The sequence below is a fragment of the Nocardia transvalensis NBRC 15921 genome, assembly GCF_000308875.1.
GTDB classification, from domain to species: Bacteria; Actinomycetota; Actinomycetes; order Mycobacteriales; family Mycobacteriaceae; genus Nocardia; species Nocardia transvalensis.
Genome location: NZ_BAGL01000070.1, coordinates 44,887 through 66,339, shown reverse-complemented (window position 1 = coordinate 66,339; position 21,453 = coordinate 44,887). Strand labels below are relative to the sequence as shown.

23 protein-coding genes are annotated in these 21,453 nt (G+C 67.3%); 17 read left to right on the top strand and 6 right to left on the bottom strand.

Features of this window, described 5'->3' with window-relative positions:
- Positions 1 to 39 precede the first annotated feature (39 nt).
- Both pruA and ON41_RS25790 read left to right on the top strand, forming a co-directional pair.
- Positions 40 to 1,674 (top strand): L-glutamate gamma-semialdehyde dehydrogenase, encoded by a 1,635-nt coding sequence (gene pruA, locus ON41_RS25795; protein ID WP_040750374.1) that lies wholly within the window; start codon positions 40 to 42, stop codon positions 1,672 to 1,674.
- A 25-nt stretch (positions 1,675 to 1,699) separates the two neighbouring features.
- Positions 1,700 to 2,659 carry a proline dehydrogenase family protein gene (locus ON41_RS25790; RefSeq protein ID WP_040750373.1) on the top strand — a complete coding sequence of 320 codons (960 nt, stop codon included), beginning with the start codon at positions 1,700 to 1,702 and terminating at the stop codon, positions 2,657 to 2,659.
- Positions 2,660 to 2,837: 178 nt separating this feature from the next.
- Here ON41_RS25790 and ON41_RS25785 read toward each other — a convergent pair whose 3' ends face one another.
- Positions 2,838 to 3,704 carry an oxygenase MpaB family protein gene (locus ON41_RS25785; RefSeq protein WP_040750371.1) on the bottom strand — a complete coding sequence of 289 codons (867 nt, stop codon included), beginning with the start codon at positions 3,702 to 3,704 and terminating at the stop codon, positions 2,838 to 2,840.
- 178 nt (positions 3,705 to 3,882) lie between these two features.
- Here ON41_RS25785 and ON41_RS25780 point away from each other — a divergent pair, with 178 nt between their 5' ends.
- Complete coding sequence (locus tag ON41_RS25780; protein WP_040750370.1) at positions 3,883 to 4,515, top strand: TetR/AcrR family transcriptional regulator; 633 nt, start codon at positions 3,883 to 3,885, stop codon at positions 4,513 to 4,515.
- Position 4,516: 1 nt separating this feature from the next.
- Here the strand turns inward: ON41_RS25780 and ON41_RS25775 are convergent, their stop codons facing one another.
- Positions 4,517 to 5,374 (bottom strand): oxygenase MpaB family protein, encoded by an 858-nt coding sequence (locus ON41_RS25775; RefSeq protein WP_040750369.1) that lies wholly within the window; start codon positions 5,372 to 5,374, stop codon positions 4,517 to 4,519.
- A gap of 110 nt (positions 5,375 to 5,484) precedes the next feature.
- On the opposite strand from ON41_RS25775, the gene ON41_RS25770 reads away from it, so the two are divergent.
- The 8 genes from ON41_RS25770 to ON41_RS25735 all read left to right on the top strand — a co-directional run bounded on the left by ON41_RS25770 (position 5,485) and on the right by ON41_RS25735 (position 12,388).
- Positions 5,485 to 6,909 (top strand): acyl-CoA synthetase, encoded by a 1,425-nt coding sequence (locus ON41_RS25770; RefSeq protein ID WP_051162470.1) that lies wholly within the window; start codon positions 5,485 to 5,487, stop codon positions 6,907 to 6,909.
- Positions 6,910 to 7,083: 174 nt separating this feature from the next.
- Positions 7,084 to 7,455 (top strand): PPOX class F420-dependent oxidoreductase, encoded by a 372-nt coding sequence (locus tag ON41_RS25765; protein WP_040750367.1) that lies wholly within the window; start codon positions 7,084 to 7,086, stop codon positions 7,453 to 7,455.
- Between the two features lie 85 nt (positions 7,456 to 7,540).
- The gene (locus ON41_RS25760; RefSeq protein WP_040750502.1) at positions 7,541 to 7,939 is read left to right on the top strand and encodes a VOC family protein; all 399 of its coding nucleotides are present in this window, start codon (positions 7,541 to 7,543) and stop codon (positions 7,937 to 7,939) included.
- On the top strand, positions 7,932 to 8,813 hold the full coding sequence (locus tag ON41_RS25755) for a sigma-70 family RNA polymerase sigma factor (protein ID WP_040750366.1): 882 nt from the start codon (positions 7,932 to 7,934) through the stop codon (positions 8,811 to 8,813). Before ON41_RS25760 ends, ON41_RS25755 begins: the two co-directional genes overlap by 8 nt.
- A 221-nt stretch (positions 8,814 to 9,034) precedes the next feature.
- Positions 9,035 to 9,913: a PIG-L deacetylase family protein gene (locus ON41_RS25750; protein WP_083905640.1), complete on the top strand. Its 879-nt coding sequence runs from the start codon at positions 9,035 to 9,037 to the stop codon at positions 9,911 to 9,913.
- Positions 9,913 to 11,007, top strand: a complete 1,095-nt coding sequence (locus tag ON41_RS25745; RefSeq protein ID WP_246461151.1) for a glycosyltransferase — start codon at positions 9,913 to 9,915, stop codon at positions 11,005 to 11,007. The genes ON41_RS25750 and ON41_RS25745 overlap by 1 nt, the downstream gene beginning before the upstream one ends.
- Positions 11,008 to 11,345: 338 nt before the next feature.
- Positions 11,346 to 11,750 (top strand): hypothetical protein, encoded by a 405-nt coding sequence (locus tag ON41_RS25740; protein WP_040750362.1) that lies wholly within the window; start codon positions 11,346 to 11,348, stop codon positions 11,748 to 11,750.
- Between the two features lie 455 nt (positions 11,751 to 12,205).
- The gene (locus tag ON41_RS25735; RefSeq protein WP_040750360.1) at positions 12,206 to 12,388 is read left to right on the top strand and encodes a hypothetical protein; all 183 of its coding nucleotides are present in this window, start codon (positions 12,206 to 12,208) and stop codon (positions 12,386 to 12,388) included.
- Here the strand turns inward: ON41_RS25735 and ON41_RS41835 are convergent.
- From ON41_RS41835 to ON41_RS41830, 3 genes are all read right to left on the bottom strand, one after another.
- Positions 12,385 to 12,747: a hypothetical protein gene (locus ON41_RS41835; protein WP_157185621.1), complete on the bottom strand. Its 363-nt coding sequence runs from the start codon at positions 12,745 to 12,747 to the stop codon at positions 12,385 to 12,387. The two genes, ON41_RS25735 and ON41_RS41835, sit on opposite strands and share 4 nt — an antisense overlap.
- 28 nt (positions 12,748 to 12,775) lie before the next feature.
- Positions 12,776 to 13,237: a DUF3558 domain-containing protein gene (locus ON41_RS43880; protein WP_157185620.1), complete on the bottom strand. Its 462-nt coding sequence runs from the start codon at positions 13,235 to 13,237 to the stop codon at positions 12,776 to 12,778.
- Between the two features lie 698 nt (positions 13,238 to 13,935).
- The gene (locus tag ON41_RS41830; RefSeq protein WP_157185619.1) at positions 13,936 to 14,445 is read right to left on the bottom strand and encodes a hypothetical protein; all 510 of its coding nucleotides are present in this window, start codon (positions 14,443 to 14,445) and stop codon (positions 13,936 to 13,938) included.
- 153 nt (positions 14,446 to 14,598) lie between these two features.
- Here ON41_RS41830 and ON41_RS25730 point away from each other — a divergent pair, with 153 nt between their 5' ends.
- On the top strand, positions 14,599 to 15,501 hold the full coding sequence (locus tag ON41_RS25730) for a helix-turn-helix domain-containing protein (RefSeq protein ID WP_040750359.1): 903 nt from the start codon (positions 14,599 to 14,601) through the stop codon (positions 15,499 to 15,501).
- Positions 15,491 to 15,700, top strand: coding sequence for a DUF397 domain-containing protein (locus ON41_RS25725; RefSeq protein WP_040750358.1), 210 nt, complete (start codon positions 15,491 to 15,493; stop codon positions 15,698 to 15,700). The genes ON41_RS25730 and ON41_RS25725 overlap by 11 nt, the downstream gene beginning before the upstream one ends.
- Before the next feature lie 174 nt (positions 15,701 to 15,874).
- On the opposite strand, the gene dapD is transcribed toward ON41_RS25725, so the two are convergent.
- The gene (gene dapD, locus ON41_RS25720; RefSeq protein ID WP_051162468.1) at positions 15,875 to 16,828 is read right to left on the bottom strand and encodes a 2,3,4,5-tetrahydropyridine-2,6-dicarboxylate N-succinyltransferase; all 954 of its coding nucleotides are present in this window, start codon (positions 16,826 to 16,828) and stop codon (positions 15,875 to 15,877) included.
- A 121-nt stretch (positions 16,829 to 16,949) separates the two neighbouring features.
- Here dapD and dapE point away from each other — a divergent pair, with 121 nt between their 5' ends.
- The 4 genes from dapE to ON41_RS25700 are packed head-to-tail and all read left to right on the top strand — an operon-like array spanning position 16,950 to position 21,199.
- Positions 16,950 to 18,053 (top strand): succinyl-diaminopimelate desuccinylase, encoded by a 1,104-nt coding sequence (dapE, locus tag ON41_RS25715; RefSeq protein WP_040750356.1) that lies wholly within the window; start codon positions 16,950 to 16,952, stop codon positions 18,051 to 18,053.
- A 10-nt stretch (positions 18,054 to 18,063) separates the two neighbouring features.
- The gene (locus ON41_RS25710; protein WP_040750355.1) at positions 18,064 to 18,867 is read left to right on the top strand and encodes an LOG family protein; all 804 of its coding nucleotides are present in this window, start codon (positions 18,064 to 18,066) and stop codon (positions 18,865 to 18,867) included.
- Complete coding sequence (locus ON41_RS25705; RefSeq protein WP_040750354.1) at positions 18,861 to 19,436, top strand: LOG family protein; 576 nt, start codon at positions 18,861 to 18,863, stop codon at positions 19,434 to 19,436. The genes ON41_RS25710 and ON41_RS25705 overlap by 7 nt, the downstream gene beginning before the upstream one ends.
- Entirely contained in the window at positions 19,433 to 21,199 is a 1,767-nt protein-coding gene (locus tag ON41_RS25700; RefSeq protein WP_083905637.1) for a long-chain-acyl-CoA synthetase, read from the top strand. Before ON41_RS25705 ends, ON41_RS25700 begins: the two co-directional genes overlap by 4 nt.
- Positions 21,200 to 21,453: the final 254 nt, after the last annotated feature.

Here is a 21,453-nt window from a genome sequence, read left to right as displayed (position 1 = left end):
CACGCCCCGCGCCCGCCCACCCAGCGTTAGCCTGGGGGTATGGACGCTGTGACGGTTGTCCCCGCTCCGGCCAACGAGCCGGTCCACTCCTACGCGCCGGGCAGTGCGGAGCGCGAGCGCCTGGTCGGCAAACTGGCCGAACTGTCCGCCGAATCCGTCCACGTACCACTGGTGATCGGCGGCAAACATCGCCCGGGCACCGGTCCCCGCTCCGATATCGTCATGCCGCACCGCCACCGCCACGTGCTCGGCACCTGCTCGGACACCACGCGGCAGGAGGGCGCCGCGGCGGTCGAGGCCGCCGTCGCCGCCGCGCCGGGCTGGCGGGACACCCCGTTCGACGAGCGGGCCGCGGTCCTGCTGCGGGCGGCCGACCTGCTCGCCGGACCGTGGCGCGAGACCGTCGCCGCCGCGACCATGCTGGGCCAGTCCAAATCCGCGTATCAGGCCGAGATCGACGCGCCCTGCGAACTGGTCGACTTCTGGCGCTTCAATGTCGCCTTCGCCCGGCAGATCCAGGAGTGGCAGCCGAATTCCGGTGCGGGCGTGTGGAATCGGATGGACTATCGGCCGCTGGAGGGCTTCGTCTACGCGATCACGCCCTTCAACTTCAGCGCGATCGCCGGGAATCTGCCCACCGCACCGGCGTTGATGGGCAATACGGTGCTGTGGAAGCCGTCGCCCACGCAGACGCTGGCCGCGTATCACACGATGCGGGTACTGGAGGAGGCCGGACTGCCGCCGGGGGTGATCAATCTGGTCACCGGCGACGGGCGCGAGCTGTCGGAAGCCGTCCTGCCGGATCCGCGGCTGGCGGGTATTCACTTCACCGGATCCACCGGCACGTTCCAGTATCTCTGGCAGCAGGTCGGCGCGAATCTGCGGAACTACCAGGGATATCCGCGCTTGGTCGGGGAGACGGGCGGTAAGGACTTCATCGTGGCGCACGCCTCGGCGGATCCGGATGCGTTGCGCACGGCGCTGATTCGCGGCGCCTACGAATATCAGGGACAGAAATGTTCGGCCGCGTCGCGCGCGTACATCCCGCGCTCGGTGTGGCGGCGCATGGGCGACGACTTCCTCGCCGAGACCGCCGAGATCAGCTACGGCGACGTGGCCGATCTGTCGAATTTCGGTGGGGCGCTGATCGATCGGCGCGCCTACGACAAGAATGTGGCCGCCATCGAGCGTGCCCGGTCCGAGGGCATCGAGATCCCGGTCGGCGGCGCCTACGACGACAGCGAGGGCTACTTCGTCCGGCCGACCGTGCTGCTGGCCGACGATCCGCGCGACGAGGCGTTCACGACCGAGTACTTCGGCCCGATCCTGTCGGTGCACGTGTACGACGACGGTGACCCGGAGGCCTTCACCGCACTGCTCGGCGAGGTCGACACCGCCGCGCCCTACGCCCTCACCGGCGCGGTGTTCGCCCGCGACCGCGCGGCCGTGGAGCAGGCCGCATCCGCCCTGCGGTACACCGCCGGAAATTTCTACATCAACGACAAGCCGACCGGCGCCGTCGTCGGCCAGCAGCCGTTCGGCGGCGCACGCGCCTCGGGCACCGACGACAAGGCGGGCTCGTACCTCAATCTGCTGCGCTGGGTCGCGCCACGTGCCCTCAAGGAAACCTTCACCCCGCCAACGGATTACCGCTATCCGCACATGGAGTCCTGATGCCGGCCACCGGCGGGGGCGACGAATGAACCCGCTGCGTCCGGCCATCCTCGCCGCGGCGGGTTCCTCGCGCGTGAAGAACGCCGTGCTGCGGGTTCCGGCGACGGCCGCGGTGGTGCGGCGGTTCGTGGCCGGAGAGACGCGCGCGGATCTGCTGCCGGTGGTGCGGGAACTGCTGGAGAGCGGGCGGATGGTGAGCGTCGATTTCCTGGGCGAGAACACGACCGAGCGGGCCATGGCCGACGACGCCGTCACGGAGTACCTCGCGCTCATCGACGAGCTGTCCGCGGCCGGGAAGGCGGTCGCCGAGCCCGGCGAACCCGTTCGGCCCGTGGAGGTTTCGGTCAAGTTGTCGGCGCTGGGGCAGTCGCTGGAGCCGGACGGACCGTCCGTCGCCACCGCAAATCTGCGCACGCTGTGCCTGCGCGCCGCGGAGGCCGGGGTGTGGGTCACCGTCGACGCCGAGGACCACACCACCACCGACGCCACGCTCGCGGCCGTCCGCCGGCTACGCGGCGAATTCCCCTGGCTCGGCGTCGCGGTGCAGACCTACCTGCGCCGCGCGGAGGACGAATGCCGCGAGCTGGCCGCGGGCGGGACCCGAATTCGCCTGTGCAAAGGGGCGTATCGCGAACCCGAGCCGGTCGCCTATCAACACGCCGGGGAGGTGGACTCGTCCTATCTGCGCTGCCTCGGCGTGCTGATGCGAGGCTCCGGCTACCCGATGGTCGCCACCCACGACCCGGCCATGATCTGCGCGGCCACCCGGCTGACGGTCGAGAACACCATCGGCCCAGGGCAATTCGAGTATCAGATGCTTTACGGCATCCGCGACGCCGAACAGCGCAACCTGGCCCGGGGCGGCAACTCCCTACGCGTCTACGTCCCCTACGGCCGCCAGTGGTACCCGTACCTCATGCGCCGCCTGGCCGAACGCCCAGCCAACCTCACGTTCTTCCTACGAGCCCTGACCGAGCGCGAGTGAACCCACCCCCTCCACGCCTTCCGCCTCCCTCCCTTGTTTCCGGCACGCTTTCGGCCGGAATCCACACGTGAGTTTCCGGCCAAAAACACGCCGGAAACAAGAAGTGGTTTGCCGGAAGTGGGAGATGGCGTGCGCAAGTAGTGTGCGGGAGTCGGGAGACGAGTTGCGGGAGTGAGGGTTACACCAGTTTGAGGCCCAAGCGCCTACGGATCCGCATGTCCGCCAAATAGGTATTCAGCGGGGCCGCCCGGATCACCGGGGGCAGCCGGGTCCAGACGGCGGAGATCGCGCGGATCACCCGGCGGAAGCGGCGCTCGTCGCGGGCGGTCCAGGTCATGCCCATCTCGTCGCGGAGGTGCTGGGGGAGCAGGGCGGTGACGGTGAAACGGTGGAACCGGCCGAACACCAGCTGGAGCGGGCGCGGGATCATCTTCAGGTCGATCAGATCGTTGAAGTAGCGCCGCGCGGGCTCGTCGATGGTGCGCTGGGTGAGGTTCTCGTCCCAGTACCGGTAGAAGGCCGCGCGATCGGCGGGCCACATCTCCGGACGCATCTGCAGCGTGGTGCCCAGCCGGACGCTGTAGCGGTAGAACTCCTCGGCCAGCTCCGGTTCCATCGGCCCGCGCATGCGGGTGTAGAGATCGTCGACGCCCCAGTACAGGCAGGCCGCCACCCACAGCTGCAGCTTCGGGTCGAAGGCGTTGTACTTGACCGGCGCGCCCGGCTTGGAGTGCACCGGCCGGTGCGATCCGTTCACGGCCTCCCGGTAGGCCCGGCGATCCTCCTCGGACCCCATCCAGGCCACCGCCAGATAGGTCAGCGTGGTGCGGAGCCGCTTGAGCGGGTGCAGCGTGACCTTGCCGCTGTCGACGGTGCTCTCCAGCACGCCGTAGCCGACCGGAGGGTGGCTGAGCTGCATGATGACGTTCGCGGCGCCACCGAGGAACGCGGCGACCCCATCGATGTGCTCGCGGGCGATCTCCGGGGTCATGGTCGATTCCGGCGGGGTCGGCTCGTTGTCGGTCCCGCGTAGGGCGGCGGTCATCGGCGACACGTCTCCTCGGTCTCGTTCCGCTCCGAAGGTCGGGCGGAATGTGAGAAACTTCTATTCTCACCTTCTCATCGTACCGGTGGGTCTGTCAATGACCGCCTGGGCGTCACTGGTGGGAATGATTATGTGCGATGATTTTGCTGTCATCGTATCGAGCGGAAGGGGATCGGGCATGGCCAAGCTGGCCAAACTGCTGCCGCTGGTGCGTGGGGCGGACACGAAGGATCGGACCCAGGCCCCGGTGCTCGACGCCGCACTGCTGGCATTCCTGGATTTCGGCATCAAGCGGACCAGCATGGTCGAGGTGGCTCGCCGCGGCGGGCTGTCGCTGGCCACGCTGTATCGGCGGTTCGCCGGCAAGTCCGATCTCATCCAGGCGGTGGCGCTGAACCAGGCGCGCCAGTTCGTCGATCAGGTGGACGCGGCCGTGCAGCGGCAGATCGAACGCGACGCCAGCGCCGAGGACCAGATCGTGGAGCTGTTCGTGGCGTTCCTCGACGGGCTGCGCGGCAACCGGTTGCTGGACCGGCTGCTGAAGACCGAGCCGGAGATCGTGCTGCCGTACATGACCGTGCAGGGCGCGCCGGTGATCGAGCTGGGGCGCGACTACCTGGCGGAGTTCATCACCCGGCTCCAGACGGAAGGCAAACTGCCGCACTACGATCCGCAGCCGCTGGCGGAGATGCTCGCGCGCACCTCGCTGTCGATGGCGCTCACGCCGCAGACGGTCATCCCGCTCGACGACGACGCCGCGCTGCGCCGCTTCGCGCGCGAGCACGTGGTGCCGGGCTTCCGAATCCCCTGACCTACACCAGCGGTCGGCCGAACCGGCGGCGGATGCGCATATCGAGCAGGAATACGCTCACCGGAAACACCTTGACCCGCACGGGCATTCGGGCCTCCACGGCACCGACCGCGCGCAGCAGCCGGGCGAGCCTGCGGTCGTCGCGCTCGTTCCAGCACATGTCCATCTGCTCGCGCAGGTGCGGCGGCAGCAGGCCCGTGACGACGAAACGGTGGAATCTGCCGAACATCATCTGGATCGGTGGCGGGAACATCTTCAGGTCGATGAGGTCCTGGAAATAGCCGCGCACCGGCGGGTCGATGGTCGTCCGCGCCAGCGTCTCCTCCCAGTACCGGTCGAAGGCGGCGCGGTCGGGCGGCCACATCTCCGGCGGCATCTGCAAGGTGGTGCCGAGGCGGGCGGCGTGCCGGTAGAAGGCGTCGGCGTCGGCCTCCGGCGTCGGTCCGTGCATGCGTTCGTGCAGGTCGCGCGCGCCCCAGTACAGGCAGGCCGCGACCCACAGCTGGAGCTTCGGATCGAAGGCGTTGTATTTCACCGGGCTCGACTCGGTCGAGCGGACCGGGCGGTGGGAGCGGTTGACCGCCTCGCGATAGGCCGCGCGCTCGTCGTCGCTGCCCAGCATCGCCACGGCCAGATAGGTGAGCGTGGTGCGGGTGCGCTTGATCGGATGCACGAAGATCTTGCCGCTGTCGACGGTGCTCTCGACCACCCCATACCCGACCGGCGGCGTGCTGAGCTGCATGATGACATTGACCGCGGCGCCGAAGAATACCGCCGACCCGTCCAGATGACGGGCGACGTCGAATTCGGGTTCCGCACCGTCGTTTTCGCGCTTCGTCGCACGAACCGTGCTGGTCATCATCGACCTCGTTCTAGGTGAGAAGGCTATAGCTCAACACTCTCACCCACTCAATATTGTGTCAACTGTCACATGAGGGGATTCCGATCGCACGTTGGTAGCCTCGAGCCGTGTCATACGGGTCATTGCCGCTGTTGAGGTCGCTGAATCCGGCCGCCGTCGCCGCCGGGGCGGATATTCCGGACGCCGTCACCATCGACGGCGCCACGCTGTCGCGGAGCGATCTGATCGGCGCGGCCACCTCGGTCGCGGAGCGGATCGCCCAGGCGGATCGGGTGGCGATCCTGGCCCGGCCGACGGCCACGACCGTGCTGGCGGTGGTGGGCTGCCTGATCGCCGGGGTGACCGCGGTACCGGTGCCGCCGGACGCGGGCGCGGCGGAACTCGAGCACATCCTCACCGATTCGGGGGCGCAGGCGTGGCTCGGGGAGGCGCCCGAAGGCTCGAATCTCCCTGTCGTTCCGGTGCGGCTGCACGCTCGCTCCTGGCACGTCTATCCCGAACCCGGCGCGAAGGCAACGGCTTTCGTGCTCTATACCTCCGGCACCACCGGCGCGCCCAAGGGTGTGATGCTCAGCCGGGGCGCGATCGCCGCCGGTCTCGACGCCCTGGCCGAGGCATGGGCGTGGACATCGAACGACGTTCTGGTGCACGGACTTCCGCTGTTCCACGTGCACGGGCTCATCCTCGGCGTGCTGGGCCCGCTGCGCGTGGGCAGCCCGCTGGTGCACACCGGCAAACCGACTCCCGCCGCCTACGCGTCGGCCCACGGCACGATGTATTTCGGCGTCCCCACCGTATGGTCGAGAATCGCCGAAGACCCGGATGCCGCAAAGGAATTGGCGAGCGCCAGGCTGCTGGTGTCGGGCAGCGCGCCGCTGCCGGTGCCGGTCTTCGAGCGGCTGCGCGAACTCACCGGACATGCCCCGGTCGAGCGTTACGGCATGAGCGAGACCATGATCACGCTGTCCACCCGCGCCGACGGTGAGCGGCGGCCCGGATGGGTGGGCACGCCCGTCGCCGGCGTCGAGACCCGCCTGCGCGACGAGGCGGGCGCGGCGGTGCCACACGACGGCGAGAGCATCGGCGGCCTCCAGGTCCGCGGCCCGATGCTGTTCGACGGCTACCTCGACCGCCCCGACGCGACCGCCGCCACCTGGACCGAAGACGGCTGGTTCGCCACCGGCGACGTGGCCGCCATCGATGCCGAGGGGTTCCACCGCATCGTCGGCCGCGAGTCGGTCGATCTGATCAAGTCCGGCGGCTACCGTGTCGGTGCGGGCGAGATCGAGACTTGCCTGCTCGGCCATCCCGGCGTCGCCGAGGTCGCGGTGATCGGAGCGCCCGACGACGATCTCGGCCAGCGCATCGTCGCCTACGTCGTCTCGCGAGAGGGTTCGGATGCGTCCGAGCAGGACCTCATCGATCATGTCGCCCAGCGTCTTTCGGTACACAAGCGGCCCCGGGAGGTCCGTCGGGTGGACACGCTGCCCCGCAATGCGATGGGAAAAGTGCAGAAGAAGCTCTTGGGCTGAGCGCGATCGACGCTGGGCCGAATGCGTCCGACCTCGCGGCTGAACTCGTCCGACCTCGCGGCTGAATCCGTTTGACCTCGCGGCTGAATCCGTTTGACCTCGCGGCTGAATCCGTTTGACTTCGCGGCTGAATCCGTTTGACCTCGAGCGTGCTCGAGGTTGTACGGTCGGCGCATGATCGCAACGCTGTCGCCCGCTCAGTTGGATTACCTGCGCAGCCAGCGTCTCGGGCGGCTCGCTACGATCCGCCCCGACGGCTCGCCACAGAACAACCCCGTCGGCTTCCGCTACAACGAGGCCCTGGGCACCATCGATATCGCCGGGCACAATATGGGCGCCTCGCAGAAGTTCCGCAACCTCGCCAAGGAGGACCGGGTCTCCTTCGTCGTCGACGATATCGAGTCGATAAGCCCGCGCGTGGTCCGCTGCCTCGAAATCCGCGGCACCGCCGAGGCATTGCGCGACGTCGACACCTACCTCGACGGCGGTTCCCGCGAACTCATCCGCATCACCCCCACCCGCATCCTCGCCTTCGGCATCGAGTAGCGCTTCCGGTTGTTACCTTCTCGCCTCCTCGTCCGTCATACCAACGACGGCCCGAACGGGGCCGATGAAGGGACTGGAGGACCGGATGCTGACGAGCATTATGTTCGTGACGGTGTACGTCACCGATCAGGATCGTGCGCTGACGTTCTATACGGAGGGGCTCGGCCTGGAGAAGCGGATCGACTATCCGGGGCTCGACGGGCGCTTTCTGACCGTGGGTGTCGCCGGGAGTCCGGTCGAGATCATCCTGTGGCGACACGAGCCGGCCGCCGGTCAGCCGATCGATTCGCGCCCGGACGCAACGCCCGGCCCGCTCATCCTCGAATCGGATGACCTGCGAAAGGATTTCGACGTGTTCCGGCGGCGCGGGGTGGAATTCACGCAGGCCGAACCGATGGACTATCCGTTCGGTATTCGTGTCGAGGCGGTGGATCCGGACGGCAACCGGATCTCACTGCGCCAGCGGCGCCGGGCCGATGGCTGACCTATCCGCGGGGCTGGGCGGGTCCGGCGTCGCCGAGGCGTTCGAGGCCCAGCGCGATCGGTTGCGCGCGGTCGCCTACCGCATGCTCGGGTCGTATGACGATGCCGAGGACGTGGTTCAGGAAGCCTGGATGCGGCTGGCCCGCCAGGACCCGTCCACCATCGAGAACCTGTCCGGGTGGCTCACCACGGTGGTCGGCCGAATCAGCCTGGACACCTTACGGTCCCGCGGGTCCCATCCCGAGGCGCCCTACGGTGACGGTTTACCGGAACTCGTGGTACTCGCCGACGCCGAGCCGGAAGAGGTTGTAGCACTTGCCGACTCGGTCGCCGTCGCCCTCCTCGTCGTCCTCGACGCGCTCGGCCCCAGCGAGCGGCTGGCATTCGTCCTGCACGACCTGTTCGCGGTGTCATTCGCCGAGATCGCCCAGATCCTCGGCAAATCCACCGACGCCACGAAGATGCTCGCCAGCCGCGCCCGCAGAAAGGTGCAGGCGACGGAGCGACCGGCGGTGATCGGACGGGAGCAACGAGAAGCGGTCGCCGCCTTCCGCGCCGCAGCGATCGACGGCGACTTCGAGGCCCTGCTACGTGTCCTGGACCCGGCGGTGAAGCTGACGGTCGACACACCGAGCGGCCCGGTAGTCACCCTCGGCGCCACCGAAGTAGCCTCCGGCGCAAGAATGTTCTCCGGCGCAGTCGCCCACCATCAGGCAGTCCTGGTCGACGGCCGTCCCGGCTACATCTCCTGGCGTGAGAACGGCACCCCCCTGTCGATCATCTCGTTCACGGTCACCAACCACCGAATAACCGCCATCGCAATCCTGGTCGACCCGGCCCGGCTCGCACCCCTCCATCTCACCGACCTCGCCTGAACCTGTATGCACTCCGGCCGGTTGTCCCCGCTACCCACATTCACGCACCCCCTCCACACTCCCGCACCCTCTCCAGCACTCTGAAACGGGTGCGGGAGTGCGCAAAGGGTGCGTGAATGTGGGTAGTACGTGGGGCGGGCGGGCGTTGCCGGGGTGAACCGTGGTGCGGTGCGGCCCGTGCCACTGGAGGGACGACTTCGGGGCGGAGGTGAGGTGTAGATGTGGGTGCGGAGCTTGTGGTGATCTCGCCGCATTTCGATGACGCGGTGTTGTCGGTGGGGGCGTATATCGCTGGGCGGGTGGCTGCCGGTGAACGCGTGCGGGTGCTGACGGTCTACACCTCTGGGCCGCCGGTGGAGCGACTGTCGGGTCGGCGTCGTGTTTTCGGCGATTATGCGACGCGGTGTGCCGAGGACGATCGGGCGCTGGCGATACTAGGTGCCTCCGCAGACCGGATTGGATTGCGGGAGAGGTTGTTTCGGGATCCGCTGCCGCGGAGCGGGCTCGCTGTCTTCCGGGTGCCGCCACGCGCGGACGATCTGACCGAATTGCCCGCGGTGCTGCGCGTCGTTACCGAGGTGCTGGGCGACCCCGATACCAGGGTGCTGGCACCGCTGGGAATCGGCGGACATCACGATCACGTCGAGGTTGCCGTGGCGGCCATGCGTGCGGCCGCCGACCCGTCCGTTCGCGGCCGCCTCTCGTTCTACGAGGACTTCAACGCGCTGTCGGAACTGTGCCGCAGACGGCATCCGGTGTCGGTGACCGCACCCCTGCGGTGGCGGGACGCGCCCTCGCTGGCGAGCCCGTTGGCCGGAATGCTCGTGGAGGCAATGGCTTTGGTGTCGCGCGGGGCGGCCGCGAGCACGCTGGCGGGACAGGACCCGGAGGACGCCCGCTGGGTGTGGCGATCCGTTCCGGTCGGCGACACGGAAGCGGCCAAACTCCGCGCGATCGCCGAATATCGCACGCAGCTACCGGCATTGGGAGGTGGGAAGCGGGTCGTCGCGATGGTCCGGCGGGCACACCGGCGACGTGGCGGCGAGATCCTCTGGCGACTGGCGTCCGGCTTCCAGGGCACGGTGCCGCCGTGCGGGTGATGTTCGTCGCGACGCCGCTGATCGGGCATCTGTTCCCGATGATGCCGCTGGCGCTGCGGTTACACGCGCTCGGGCATCGAGTGCTGGTGGCGACGGGTGGGGACGCCGTGACGGCGGTGGCCGGCGATATCGCGGTGGCCGACGTGGCGCCCGACATCGGTTTCGTGCGGACCGCCGTCCTCGGGCTGGGACCGCACCCGGTGGCGGCGCTGCGCTGTGCGCGCGGTATGGCCGATGCACGCGGTGGCGCACGGTTTTTCGCGCCCACAGCCAAGGCGATGCTGCCACGGCTGGACCGGCTGGCCGCCGAGTTCGCTCCCGACCTGGTCGTACACGAACCCTTCGCCGCCGAGGCGGCTCTGGTCGCGGCGCATGCCGGTGTCCCCGCCGTGCTGCACAACATCGCGCTGGACGACGGCACCGTCATGCGGCGGGAAATGCTGCGGGTACTCGGCGCGGCCGCCGCGCCGCCGCTGGCGACCCTGTCGATCGCGCCGCCCAGTGTGGTCGCCGTCCCGGGCCGGGCGCTGCGCTACACCCCCTACGCGACGTCCGGTGCCGAGACGCCGGACTTCCTGCGGGTCCCGCCGGACCGGCCGCGCATCCTCGTCACGCGCAGCACGATGCTCGGCGACGGTCCCGACGCGATGCTGCGTTCCGTGCTGCGGGCCGCGAACGGCGTCGACGCCGATATCGTCATCGTCCGCCCGAACCGGAAAACCGCTCGCGCCAAAGCACTTCCGGCCAATGTCCGCACCGTGGGCTGGGTGCGACCGGACGAGGTGCTGCCCACGTGCACCGCCATGGTCAACCACGGCGGCGCGGGATCGATCTACGCGGCGCTGTGGGCCGGCATCCCGCAACTGGCGACTCCCGCTCCCGGCGACCGCCGGTGGAACGCGCTCACGGTGCAGCGTCGCGGGGCAGGGGTGGCGGTCGCCGCGCGTCGCATCACCGCCACCGATCTGAATCGCCTGGTCACCGACGTGGATATGCACGAAGCCGCCCATGCCGTCGCCACCGAGATCGCGGCGATGCCTTCCGCTACCGCGACGGCGAAGAGGCTTGTGGCCTTGGCAGACCACGAGCAGTGACGACCGTGCGTGCTGCGGGTCGTGGTGGCCGCGCCGACAGGTGCCTGCCGTGGTGAAAGATTCGTCGAGGCGCATAGGGCTGTCCTCGCGGCCTCGCACGTAGCCGAGGTGCCGACCATGAACTTGTGTGGCTGACCCTCGTGGATCGGCGTGTCAGTGGTCGTGTCAGGTCGGCGTCACGGTCGTGTCAGCAGGGGCGCTGATAGTAGTTCCCATGACGAACACAGCAACTCCCCGAGCGGTCGACCCGGACCGCGAGGGTGGTGGGTGACACAGCTTCCGCTTTCACCTTGTTCGTTCAATCCCTGTGTACCGCAACATATTCGAAGGAGATCATCATGTCCATCACCCTGACCACCCAGGACCAGGCCATCGTCCGGACCGCCGCGTACGGTGCCGTCTCGCTCATGGCGGCCGCCGACCACAGCTCGGCACACAAGGCCGCCACGAACGGCACCCTCGCTCTCTCCTCGGCGACCGGCTCCGTCGGTCACGTCCTGGCTGCGAAGTCCAAGGACATCACTCTGAAGGGCAAGACGGTCGCAGACCTGGCCGACCACGTCCTCCCTGCCTTGACCGCCGCGATGTCCCTGCTCGCCGAGCAGGACCAGGCCGAGGCGGACAACTTCCGCACCACGGTCCTGGTCGCTCTCGACGCCGCCACCCAGTCCCACAAGGGCGCGCCCAGCCCGGCCTCGGCGGCCATGGCCGGCAAGATCACCGCGGCCCTCGACGCCGCCTGACGAGGTGCGGGTAAGGCCCCGATCCTGTGACCAGGTGCGACGCATACCGGGAGACCGGGCAGATCTCATCGTCTGCCCGGTCTCCGGGCGTATGTGTTCTCGCGAGCTGGGCGATGATGGCGTTTTGGTCGCGGTGCCGCACGGAAACCGATGCTAGCCCGCGCTTCTCACGAAGGCGGTCTGTTGCCACCGACACACTTCCATCGCCCACTTTGTTGTCGGCAACATAGGCCCTCGGGCGGCCGCGCCGAGAATAAGTTTTCGGAGAGGGCCGACGCTGTCGATACGGCGCGCCCACGCCACCTTCGCGCAGCGTCGGCCCTTCTCCGTTGTCGACGACGTCACGACGAGCCTCGAACACGGAACTCCCTCAGCGCGAGTCGGTTTCGGCCTCGGAAGTGGTGAAAAGGTGACGTCGGCTCGGGGTAGTGGAATCCGATCAGGGAGGAGCAGCCGTGTTGAGGTCGCAGGCGGACGTATTGCATTTCGTGGAGGAGGTCAGTGCCCGCTACGGGTCATTGGACGTATTCTTCGCGCGACTGCACGCGGGGCCCTGCGACACCGACGACGAACCCACCGACCAGCTGCCGATCGTCACCGACTGCTCCGCGTGGGCGCGGCTCACCGGCTCGATCTAGGCAGGCGTGTTTTTGATGTTGCCCGCGTTGTCGACATCTTGGCCGACGATTTTCGACAGTGAGAGGCGGAAGACTTCTTGCATGTTTTTCACGGTCTCGATGTGTTCGCGGAGTGATGTTTCAATGTCGGTGCCTTGTTCTGTGAACTTTTTGGCGAGATCGTCGGCCATTGTGAAGTCACCGAAACCCGATACAGTCTGAGTTCGCCGTATTTCTTTTAATGTGTCATTCAGCTGGTTAAGGCGATCACCACACGCTTTGAGACATTCGCGAGCCACAGCCTCGTCGTCGACGTAGACTTCTCCCGCACGTGCTTGATCGGCGAGCCCTTTCCACTTCGTTGCGTCCTCTGCACTCATTTCCCGGCCTCCCTGCGGGGTAATAGACCTACTTCGGCAAGTACGGGACCAGCGCAGCGGCGGTTTCGGGTAGCAAAGTGCAAGGGCTCGGCAGATTATCTAGAACCGCACTGTTGAGTAGTGAGATTTGAATCGTGCCCTGGGCGGTCGGGAACACTACCTCACATCCGAGATCGTCTGTACCGCCGTGAGAGCGGAACTGGCGGCCTGCCCGCCCTGCGAACGTCACGTCCTTGAAGTCGCCATAGTCGGGCCGCTTCTCGTAATCGGCGACTGTGCGGGCCGATGAGTACACAGTGATCGAGTACTGGGGTGCATCCCACCCGCAAATTTCCCAACCGGACTGATGAACACCAGCGGCTCCGATTTGCTTGGTTGCCGGGTCCACGCCAGCAGCCCGCAGTGCGTCGTCCGGGAGAGCTGTGCAGGGGTCGAAGAGGGCCGGGGCTGCGGACGTGGTGGGGGTCTTGTCCGTGGAGTTGTTATCCATGCAGCCGCCTGTGGCGACCAGTGCTGGGAGTACGGCTGTGGCCAGTAGGGCCAGTTTGAAGCGGCGCATCCCCACCCTTTCGTACGCCTGACGTGGTTGGTGTGAATGTAGCAAACGGGGTGGGTGGGTGCACCCGGCCATGCGGGTGGTGAGAGGTGGTCATGGGGTCCTTGCTGGAGGAGAGATCTGGGTGGGGAGTTCAGCTGACGGGGCGAGGGCGAGTGTGGGTGGTTGGTTCGGGTGGAGTTGGGGGTTGGTGGGCTCGGGACCAGTACGGGACTATGTGGGGGTTGTGGGGTGGGCGGACGAAACGGGCTGCGGATTCGGCGTCGGGGAGGCTGGTGTACGGGCCCCAGACACCGTTGGGGCAGGGGCCCTCGTGGTGGGGGCAGGTGCCGCCGGTGGTGACGATTGCCCAGTGGGTGTAGTACTTCGGGTTCACTGTGGGCTCGCTGTTGTGTGGGGAGGGGTGTGGGCGGTCCAGAACTGGTGGCGGATCGCGTCCCACAGGTGGGCCCAGTGGGGGTGTTGTTCGCGGGCCTCGGCGAGGTCTGTGCCGGGCGGGAAAGTCACGTCCTGAGTTGGCCCGGTGCCGTGAGATGTGCTGTGTACGTTCACAATTTCGATGCAATGATGGCTCATCCGCCAGGTCGCGATGAGGTCGCCGATCTCGGTGCGGCGTGTGTTCGCGGGCATGGCTAGGTGCTCTCGGCGGGGCGAGTGCGGATAATGCGTGCGTCGACGTTCGGGTCGGCCAGTGCGGCAAGGGCATTCAGGACGGCATGCGTCTCGGCGGCTACCGGGTGAAATGCGGGGGATACGTCGGTGTGTGTCGGTACTTCGCGAACCGGGGAGAGGTGAGTGCCGTGTGGGTACGTCGCCGCTCGGGCCCACGTCTCGGGAGGGATGACGGTTTCGAGGTCGCAGACCTCGCAGGTCCGGGCAGGTGAATGGTCCACTGTCGTCAGGTCGTGCACGACGACAGCCGCCACCTGTACGGCCGTCGCGATGCGGAGGCAATAACCGACCGGATCGGACACGCGAGTCGGTGGGCGCACGGTATATAGATAGAGGTATCCCAGTTTTTCGGCATGGCGGCGAACTTCGAGCGCATGCCTGGCCGCGGCCAGTCCCGAGATGTCGTTGCGCACGAGGCCGATCGCCTTCGGCCGGTTATCGACTATTGCTTTTGTCTCTGCCGTATTCATGAAGCACAGGATTAACTGAAACGCCTGCTCAGAGCCCTTTAACGCAACAGCTCGAGCAACTTGCACGAAGCCGCAGGATCGGGTCGCGGCAGATATTTACGGTCGGTCGAAATGCGACCAAATGGTGGTCGCAATCGGAGCAAGGGGGTTGGTGTGAGCGGTGATGACTCAGAGGAAACCGGCAGCACGTTGCCACGCAGGCAACTCGGCCGGTACCTGCGCGAGGCGCGGGAAGCCGCCGGGATGACTATCCTGCAAGCGGCGGGGTTGATGGAGTGGGGGAAGACCACGCTCCAGAACCTCGAAACGGGGCGCACGCACAAGGTCAGAAGCCGTACCGCGCGTGAACTGTGTGAGCTGTACGGACTGGACGAGACGACAACCCAAGCGCTGGTTGGGCTTGCGAAACAGATTCCCGCGAGATCCTGGTATCACGCGTACGACGACGTGATCCCCGCGGACTTCAACGTCTATGTCGGATTGGAAGCGGGCGCAACGGAACTCACGATCTATCAATCGTTGCTCGTACCAGGTCTGCTCCAAACCGTCGATTACGCGCGTGCGCTCGACGTACGGTTCTTCCGAGACGAGACAGCAGAAGAGGTGGATCGGCGAGTCCAGATGAGACTCCGGCGACAGAATATCCTTACGCGACAGCGGTATCCGGCGAGTCTGATCGTGGTCCTGCAAGAGGCGGTCCTGCGGACTGTGGTCGGCGATCGCAGTGTCATGGCGAGGCAGATTCGGCACCTTGCGGACATGAGCACGCGGGACAACATCGAATTGCGTGTGCTGCCTTTCGAAGCGGGAGCCCCCTCCGGTGTGGTGATGCCGCCGTTCGTGATCTTGGACTTCCCGCAGGATGCCAGGGGCAAGTCTCTCGAGCCGACAATCGTGTTTGCCGAGAGCATGATCGGCAGTATGTACTTTGAAAGTACGGCCGACGTCGGCGCGTATCGCGACGCCTTCAACACGGTCCTCAATGCCAGCATGGACGTAGGGCCGAGCCGATTGAAGTTGCGGGAGATGGCAAGGGAGTATGGCAATGGTCGCTGATCTACGCGAGGCCCGTTGGTTCAAGTCCAGTCGTAGCTCGGGTGGGCGCGAATGCGTCGAAGTCGCTTTCCTCGACGGCGGGCAGGTCGGAGTCCGTGACTCGAAGAACCCGGACGGCCCGGCGCTGGTGTTCGCCGCGAGTGAGTGGGACGCCTTCGCCGCCGGGGTGCGTGACGGGGAGTTCAATCCCTCTGCCTAGGTCTTGTTTCCGGCCAAAAGCGTGCCGGAAACAAGAACAGGTGCGTGCCGGAAACAAGAACAGGTATCGGTGCTGAGAGGCGACGTCGAGGGCGGGTACCGACGCGGTAGATGCGAACGAGACGGCATCATCGCCAACGGTTTCGGGATGATGCCGTCTCGGCGAGAGCTGAAATCAGTTGGCGTGCAAGGCTGCGTTGAGTTCGATGCCCGTGCCCTTGCGCGCCACCACCTCGATGGCTCCGGTGAGGGAGTTGCGGCGGAAGAGGAGGTTGGACTGGCCGGAGAGTTCCAGGGCCTTGACGGTGCGGCCGTCGGGGAGGGCGACCTTGGAGCCGGCGGTGAGGTAGAGGCCGGCTTCGACGACCGAGTCGTCGCCGAGGGAGATGCCGAGGCCCGCGTTGGCGCCCAGCAGGCAGCGTTCGCCGATGGAGATGACCTGCTTGCCGCCGCCGGAGAGGGTGCCCATGATCGAAGCGCCGCCGCCGATGTCGGAGCCGTCGCCGACCACGACGCCCGCGGAGACGCGGCCCTCCACCATGGACGCGCCGAGCGTGCCGGCGTTGAAGTTCACGAAGCCCTCGTGCATGACCGTGGTGCCGTCGGCCAGGTGCGCGCCCAGGCGCACGCGGTCGGCGTCGGCGATCCGGACGCCGACCGGGAGCACGTAGTCGACCATGCGGGGGAATTTGTCCACGCCGTAGACGGTGACCGGGCCGCGGGCGCGCAACTTGGCGCGCACCAGTTCGAACTCCTCGACCGAGCACGGGCCGTGATTGGTCCACACGACGTTCGCGAGCAGGCCGAACTGGCCCTCCAGGCTCAGGCCGTGCGGCTTCACCAGCCGGTGCGAGAGCAGATGCAGGCGCAGGTACACCTCGTGGGTGTCGGCGGGGGCGGCCGAGAGGTCGGCGATGGTCGTGCGCACCGCGATCACGTCGACGCGGCGGGCCTCGTCGAAACCGGTCAGGTCGGCGAACCGGGCATATTCAGGGTCGTCGGCGCTCAGCTTCGCGGTGCCGGTCTCGGCGAATTCACCGAGCTCCGGATACGGAAACCAGGTGTCGAGGACCGTCCCGTTCACGGTCACCGTGGCGAGGCCGACTGCGGATGCTCCCTGAGTACTCACGCAGGCGAGTGTAAGAGAACCAGCAGGCCCGTGCGGCTGGTGGGTCGGCCCCTCACCCGATGCCGAAGGCGGGGTCGTCCGGAGAATTGGCCGGGGGATATCCACGACTAGGCTGGTCCGGGTGACCATCGATCTGCGTGCCGACCCCATCAGCCTTGCCGCGGCCCTTGTCGACATCCCGAGTGAATCCCGGGACGAGGCGGTGATCGCCGACACGGTGGCATGGGCGTTGCGGGAGCAGACGACCGGGTTCGAGGTGTTGCGGCACGGGAACAGCGTGCTGGCTCGTACCGATCGCGGGCGGCCGAATCGGGTGATTCTGGCGGGGCATCTGGATACCGTGCCGATTGCCGGGAATGTGCCGGGGCGGTTCGAGGTCGTGGACGGGGAGGAGATTCTGCACGGGTGCGGCAGCGTGGACATGAAGTCCGGTGATGCCGTTTTCCTGCACCTGGCCGCCACCGTGGCCGATCCGGTGTGCGATCTGACGCTGATCTTCTACGACTGCGAGGAGATCGCCGCCGAATTCAACGGACTGGGCAGCATCGAGCGGGAGCTGCCCGAATGGCTGGACGGTGATCTGGCCATTCTGGGTGAGCCGTCCGGCGGGTGGATAGAGGCGGGGTGCCAGGGGACGCTGCGCGCTCGGTTGACGGTGTCGGGCACGCGGGCACACACCGCGCGGGCCTGGCTGGGCGACAACGCGATTCACCATCTGACGCCGATTCTGGACCGGCTGCGCAATTACGAGGCTCGGCAGGTCGATATCGACGGGTGCCGCTATCGCGAAGGATTGTCGGCGGTGCAGATCGGCGGCGGCGTGGCCGGGAATGTGGTGCCCGATGCGGCCGAGGTGACGGTGAATTTCCGCTTCGCGCCGGATCGTTCGCTGGAGCAGGCGACCGAGCATGTGCGCGAGGTGTTCTCGGGCCTGGATCTGGGCTTCGAGCGAACCGACGGCGCACCGGGGGCGCTGCCCGGCCTGACCGCGCCGGCGGCGAAGGATCTGATCGAGCGGGTGCATGCGCACGGTGGCGGCGGCGTGCGGGCCAAATACGGATGGACCGACGTCTCGAGGTTCGCCGCGCGGGGCATTCCAGCGGTCAACTTCGGGCCCGGCGACCCGAATCTGGCGCACAAAGTCGACGAGCGGGTGCCGACCTCGCAGATCACCGTGGTCGATCAGATACTGCGCAGCTACCTCACGGCCGATTCCGCCCAGTAGCCTGGGATTCATGTCGACCGACTCCGAGCCCGTATCGATCCGTGCGCCGAAGTCGGCGCCCAGATTTCGGGGACCCATAATGTTGCGCCGCGCCCGTGCCGACGAAGCCGGGACCACCGATCAGCATCTACTCGACGGCCGTGGTCCCACCGACTGGGTGCACACCGATCCGTGGCGGGTGCTGCGGATTCAGAGCGAATTCGTCGAGGGCTTCGGGGCGCTCGCGGAAATACCCAGGGCGGTGGCCGTTTTCGGGTCCGCTCGCACACAGGTCGATACGCCCGAATACCAGGCCGCGCGGGCCATCGGGGCCGCGCTGGCGCGGTCCGGATTCGCCGTGATCACCGGCGGCGGGCCGGGGGTGATGGAGGCGGCCAACCGCGGCGCCTCCGAGGCCGGCGGGTATTCGGTCGGGCTCGGGATCGAACTGCCGATGGAGCAGGGCCTCAACGAGTGGGTCGATCTGGGCATCAACTTCCGGTACTTCTTCGCCCGCAAGACCATGTTCGTGAAGTACTCGCAGGCGTTCATCTGCCTGCCGGGCGGATTCGGCACCCTGGACGAGCTGTTCGAGGCGCTGACGCTGGTGCAGACCCACAAGATCACCCGGTTCCCGATCGTGCTGTTCGGCACGCGGTACTGGGGCGGGCTGGTCGACTGGATGCGCGATTCGCTGGCGGGGTCGGGCAAGGTCTCGCCCGGTGACCTGGGGTTGCTGCACGTCACCGACAGCGTCGACGAGGTCGTCGAGATCGTGCAGGCGGCGGCCGAGGGTCGCAACAGGGATGTGATCGGGACGGAGGACCAGTGGTGAGCGACAGGCCCTACGCGGTGTGCGTGTACTGCTCGGCCAGCGTCACCGATACGGCGCATCTGCGGCTGGCCGGGGAGGTCGGCGCCGAGATCGCCCGGCGCGGTTGGCAATTGGTGTCGGGCGGCGGGAACGTATCGATGATGGGGGCCGTCGCGACCGCGGCGCGGAACGGTGGCGCCCACACGATCGGCGTGATCCCCAAGCAGCTGGTGCATCTGGAGGTCGCCGACGTCGACGCCGACGAGCTGATCGTCACCGACACCATGCGCGAGCGCAAGAAGATCATGGAGAGCCGGGCCGACGCCTTCCTGACCCTGCCCGGCGGCATCGGCACGCTGGAGGAATTCTTCGAGGCGTGGACCGGCGGCTACCTCGGCATGCACGACAAGCCGATGGCCGTACTCGATCCGCTCGGGCACTACCGCGGGCTGTTCGATTGGCTCGGTAAGGCACACGCCGACGGTTTCGTCGGCGAGGGTGCGCTGGAACGGGTTACCGTGACCGCGGACCTGACGGCCGCCTTCGAAGCCCTGGTGGGCGTCTCGGAAGATCGCATGGAGGACATGTGACGGATACGCAGAACAACGTCACCCTGCTCGATATCGCTCGCCGCCTGCCGGCGATGGCGCTGGACGCGCCCGGCATGATCCGCGGGGCCCTGGGCATGCTGGTGCGGCCCGACAGCACATCGTCGGTCGGGCTGTATTTTCAGCAGGCCGCGCAGAGTTACCCGAACCGGGTCTTCCTGCGGTTCGAGGGGCGCGAGTACCGCTACGGTGACACCAATGCCGAGGTCAACCGCTATGCGAGCGTGCTGGCCGAGCGGGGCGTGCGGCGCGGTGACGTGGTCGGCGTGTTGATGACCAACCGGCCGGAGACGCTGATCGTGGTGCTGGCGGCGGTCAAACTGGGCGCGACGGTCGGGCTGCTGAACCACAATCAGCGGGATCAGGTGCTGGCGCACAGTTTCGGGCTGTTGAACAGCGTGGTGAACGTGGTCGGGGCGGAGTGCCGCGAGGCGCTGCATTCGCTCCCCGAAAGCCCCGGGAACCTGCTGCTCGCGGAGGAGTTGAAGGTGGCCGCCGAGACGGCCGATGCCGCGGATCCTGCGGTGTGCGCGGACATCCGGGCCCGGGAAAAGGCGTTCCTGATCTTCACCTCCGGCACGACGGGGCTGCCCAAGGCCAGCGTGATGTCACATCTGCGCTGGACCAAGAGTATGGCGGGGCTCGGCGGGCTGGGCGTGCGGCTGCGTGGCGACGACACCCTGTACTGCTGCCTGCCGCTCTATCACAACAACGCGCTGACGGTGGCGCTCGGCGCGGTGCTGGGTGCGCGGGCGACGCTGGCCATCGGGCGGAAATTCTCCGCGACGGGGTTCTGGGACGAGGTGATCGCCAACCGGGCCACCGGCTTCATCTATATCGGCGAGCTGTGCCGCTATCTGCTCAATCAGCCCGAAAGGCCGGTCGAGCACGAACATTCGCTGCGGCTGGCGGTGGGGAACGGGTTGCGGCCCGAGCTGTGGGACGAGTTCCGTGAGCGGTTCCGGATCAAGCGGATCGTCGAGTTCTATGCCTCCAGTGAGGGAAATACGGCCTTCATCAATGCTTTCGGCGTCGATCGCACGGCCGGGTTCGGTCCGCTGCCGTACGCGGTGGTCGAATTCGACGAGGAGACCGGGGAGGCCAAGCGGCAATGGAACGGGCGGCTGCGCCGGGTGAAGTCGGGCGGCGTCGGCCTGCTGCTGTCGAAGGTGACCGGGCGGTCGCCGTTCGACGGGTACACCGACGAGTCGGCGACCGAATCGAAGCTGGTGCGCAACGCCTTTCGCCAGGGCGACGTCTGGTTCGACACCGGAGACCTGGTGCGCGACCAGCATTGGCGGCACATCGCCTTCGCCGACCGGCTCGGGGACACCTTCCGGTGGAAAGGCGAGAACGTCGCGACCACCGAGGTGGAGGGGGCCTTCGACGGTGCGGAGCAGGTCACCCAGGCTGTGGTGTACGGGGTGGATGTGCCGGGGACCGATGGCAAGGCCGGCATGGCGGCGGTGACGTTGCGGCCCGGGGCCGACCTCGGTGGGCAGGCTTTGGCGGAGCAGTTGTACGACCGGCTGCCCGCGTACGCGGTTCCGCTGTTCCTGCGGGTTGTGGACGAGTTGGAGACGACCTCCACGTTCAAGAGTCGCAAGGTGGAGTTGCGGAAGCAGGGGTATGTGCCTGATGACTCCAGCACCCTGTATGTGCTGGCGGGGCGGTCGGAGGGGTATGTGCCCTTCTACAGCGAGTACGTGGATGAGGTTGCGGAGGGGCGGGCGCCGAGGCCCTGACCCCGCCGCTGGCGCGACGGGGCCAGGGAAGTGTGATAGCGGGTCCGGGATGTGTGGGGTAACGGGCCCGGGGCGTGTGGGGTAGCGGTCCCGGGAATTGTGGGTAGCGGGCCCGGGCGTGTGGGGGTAGCAGCCCAGGAAGTGGGGGCGGCGCGGGCTAGGGAAGTGTGGCGACGCAGGGCGGGAAGTTCGGGCGCGGTCGGCCGGGCGGGGTGACATAGCGGAGCGGATGTTCACGCACGCTCTGCGTACTC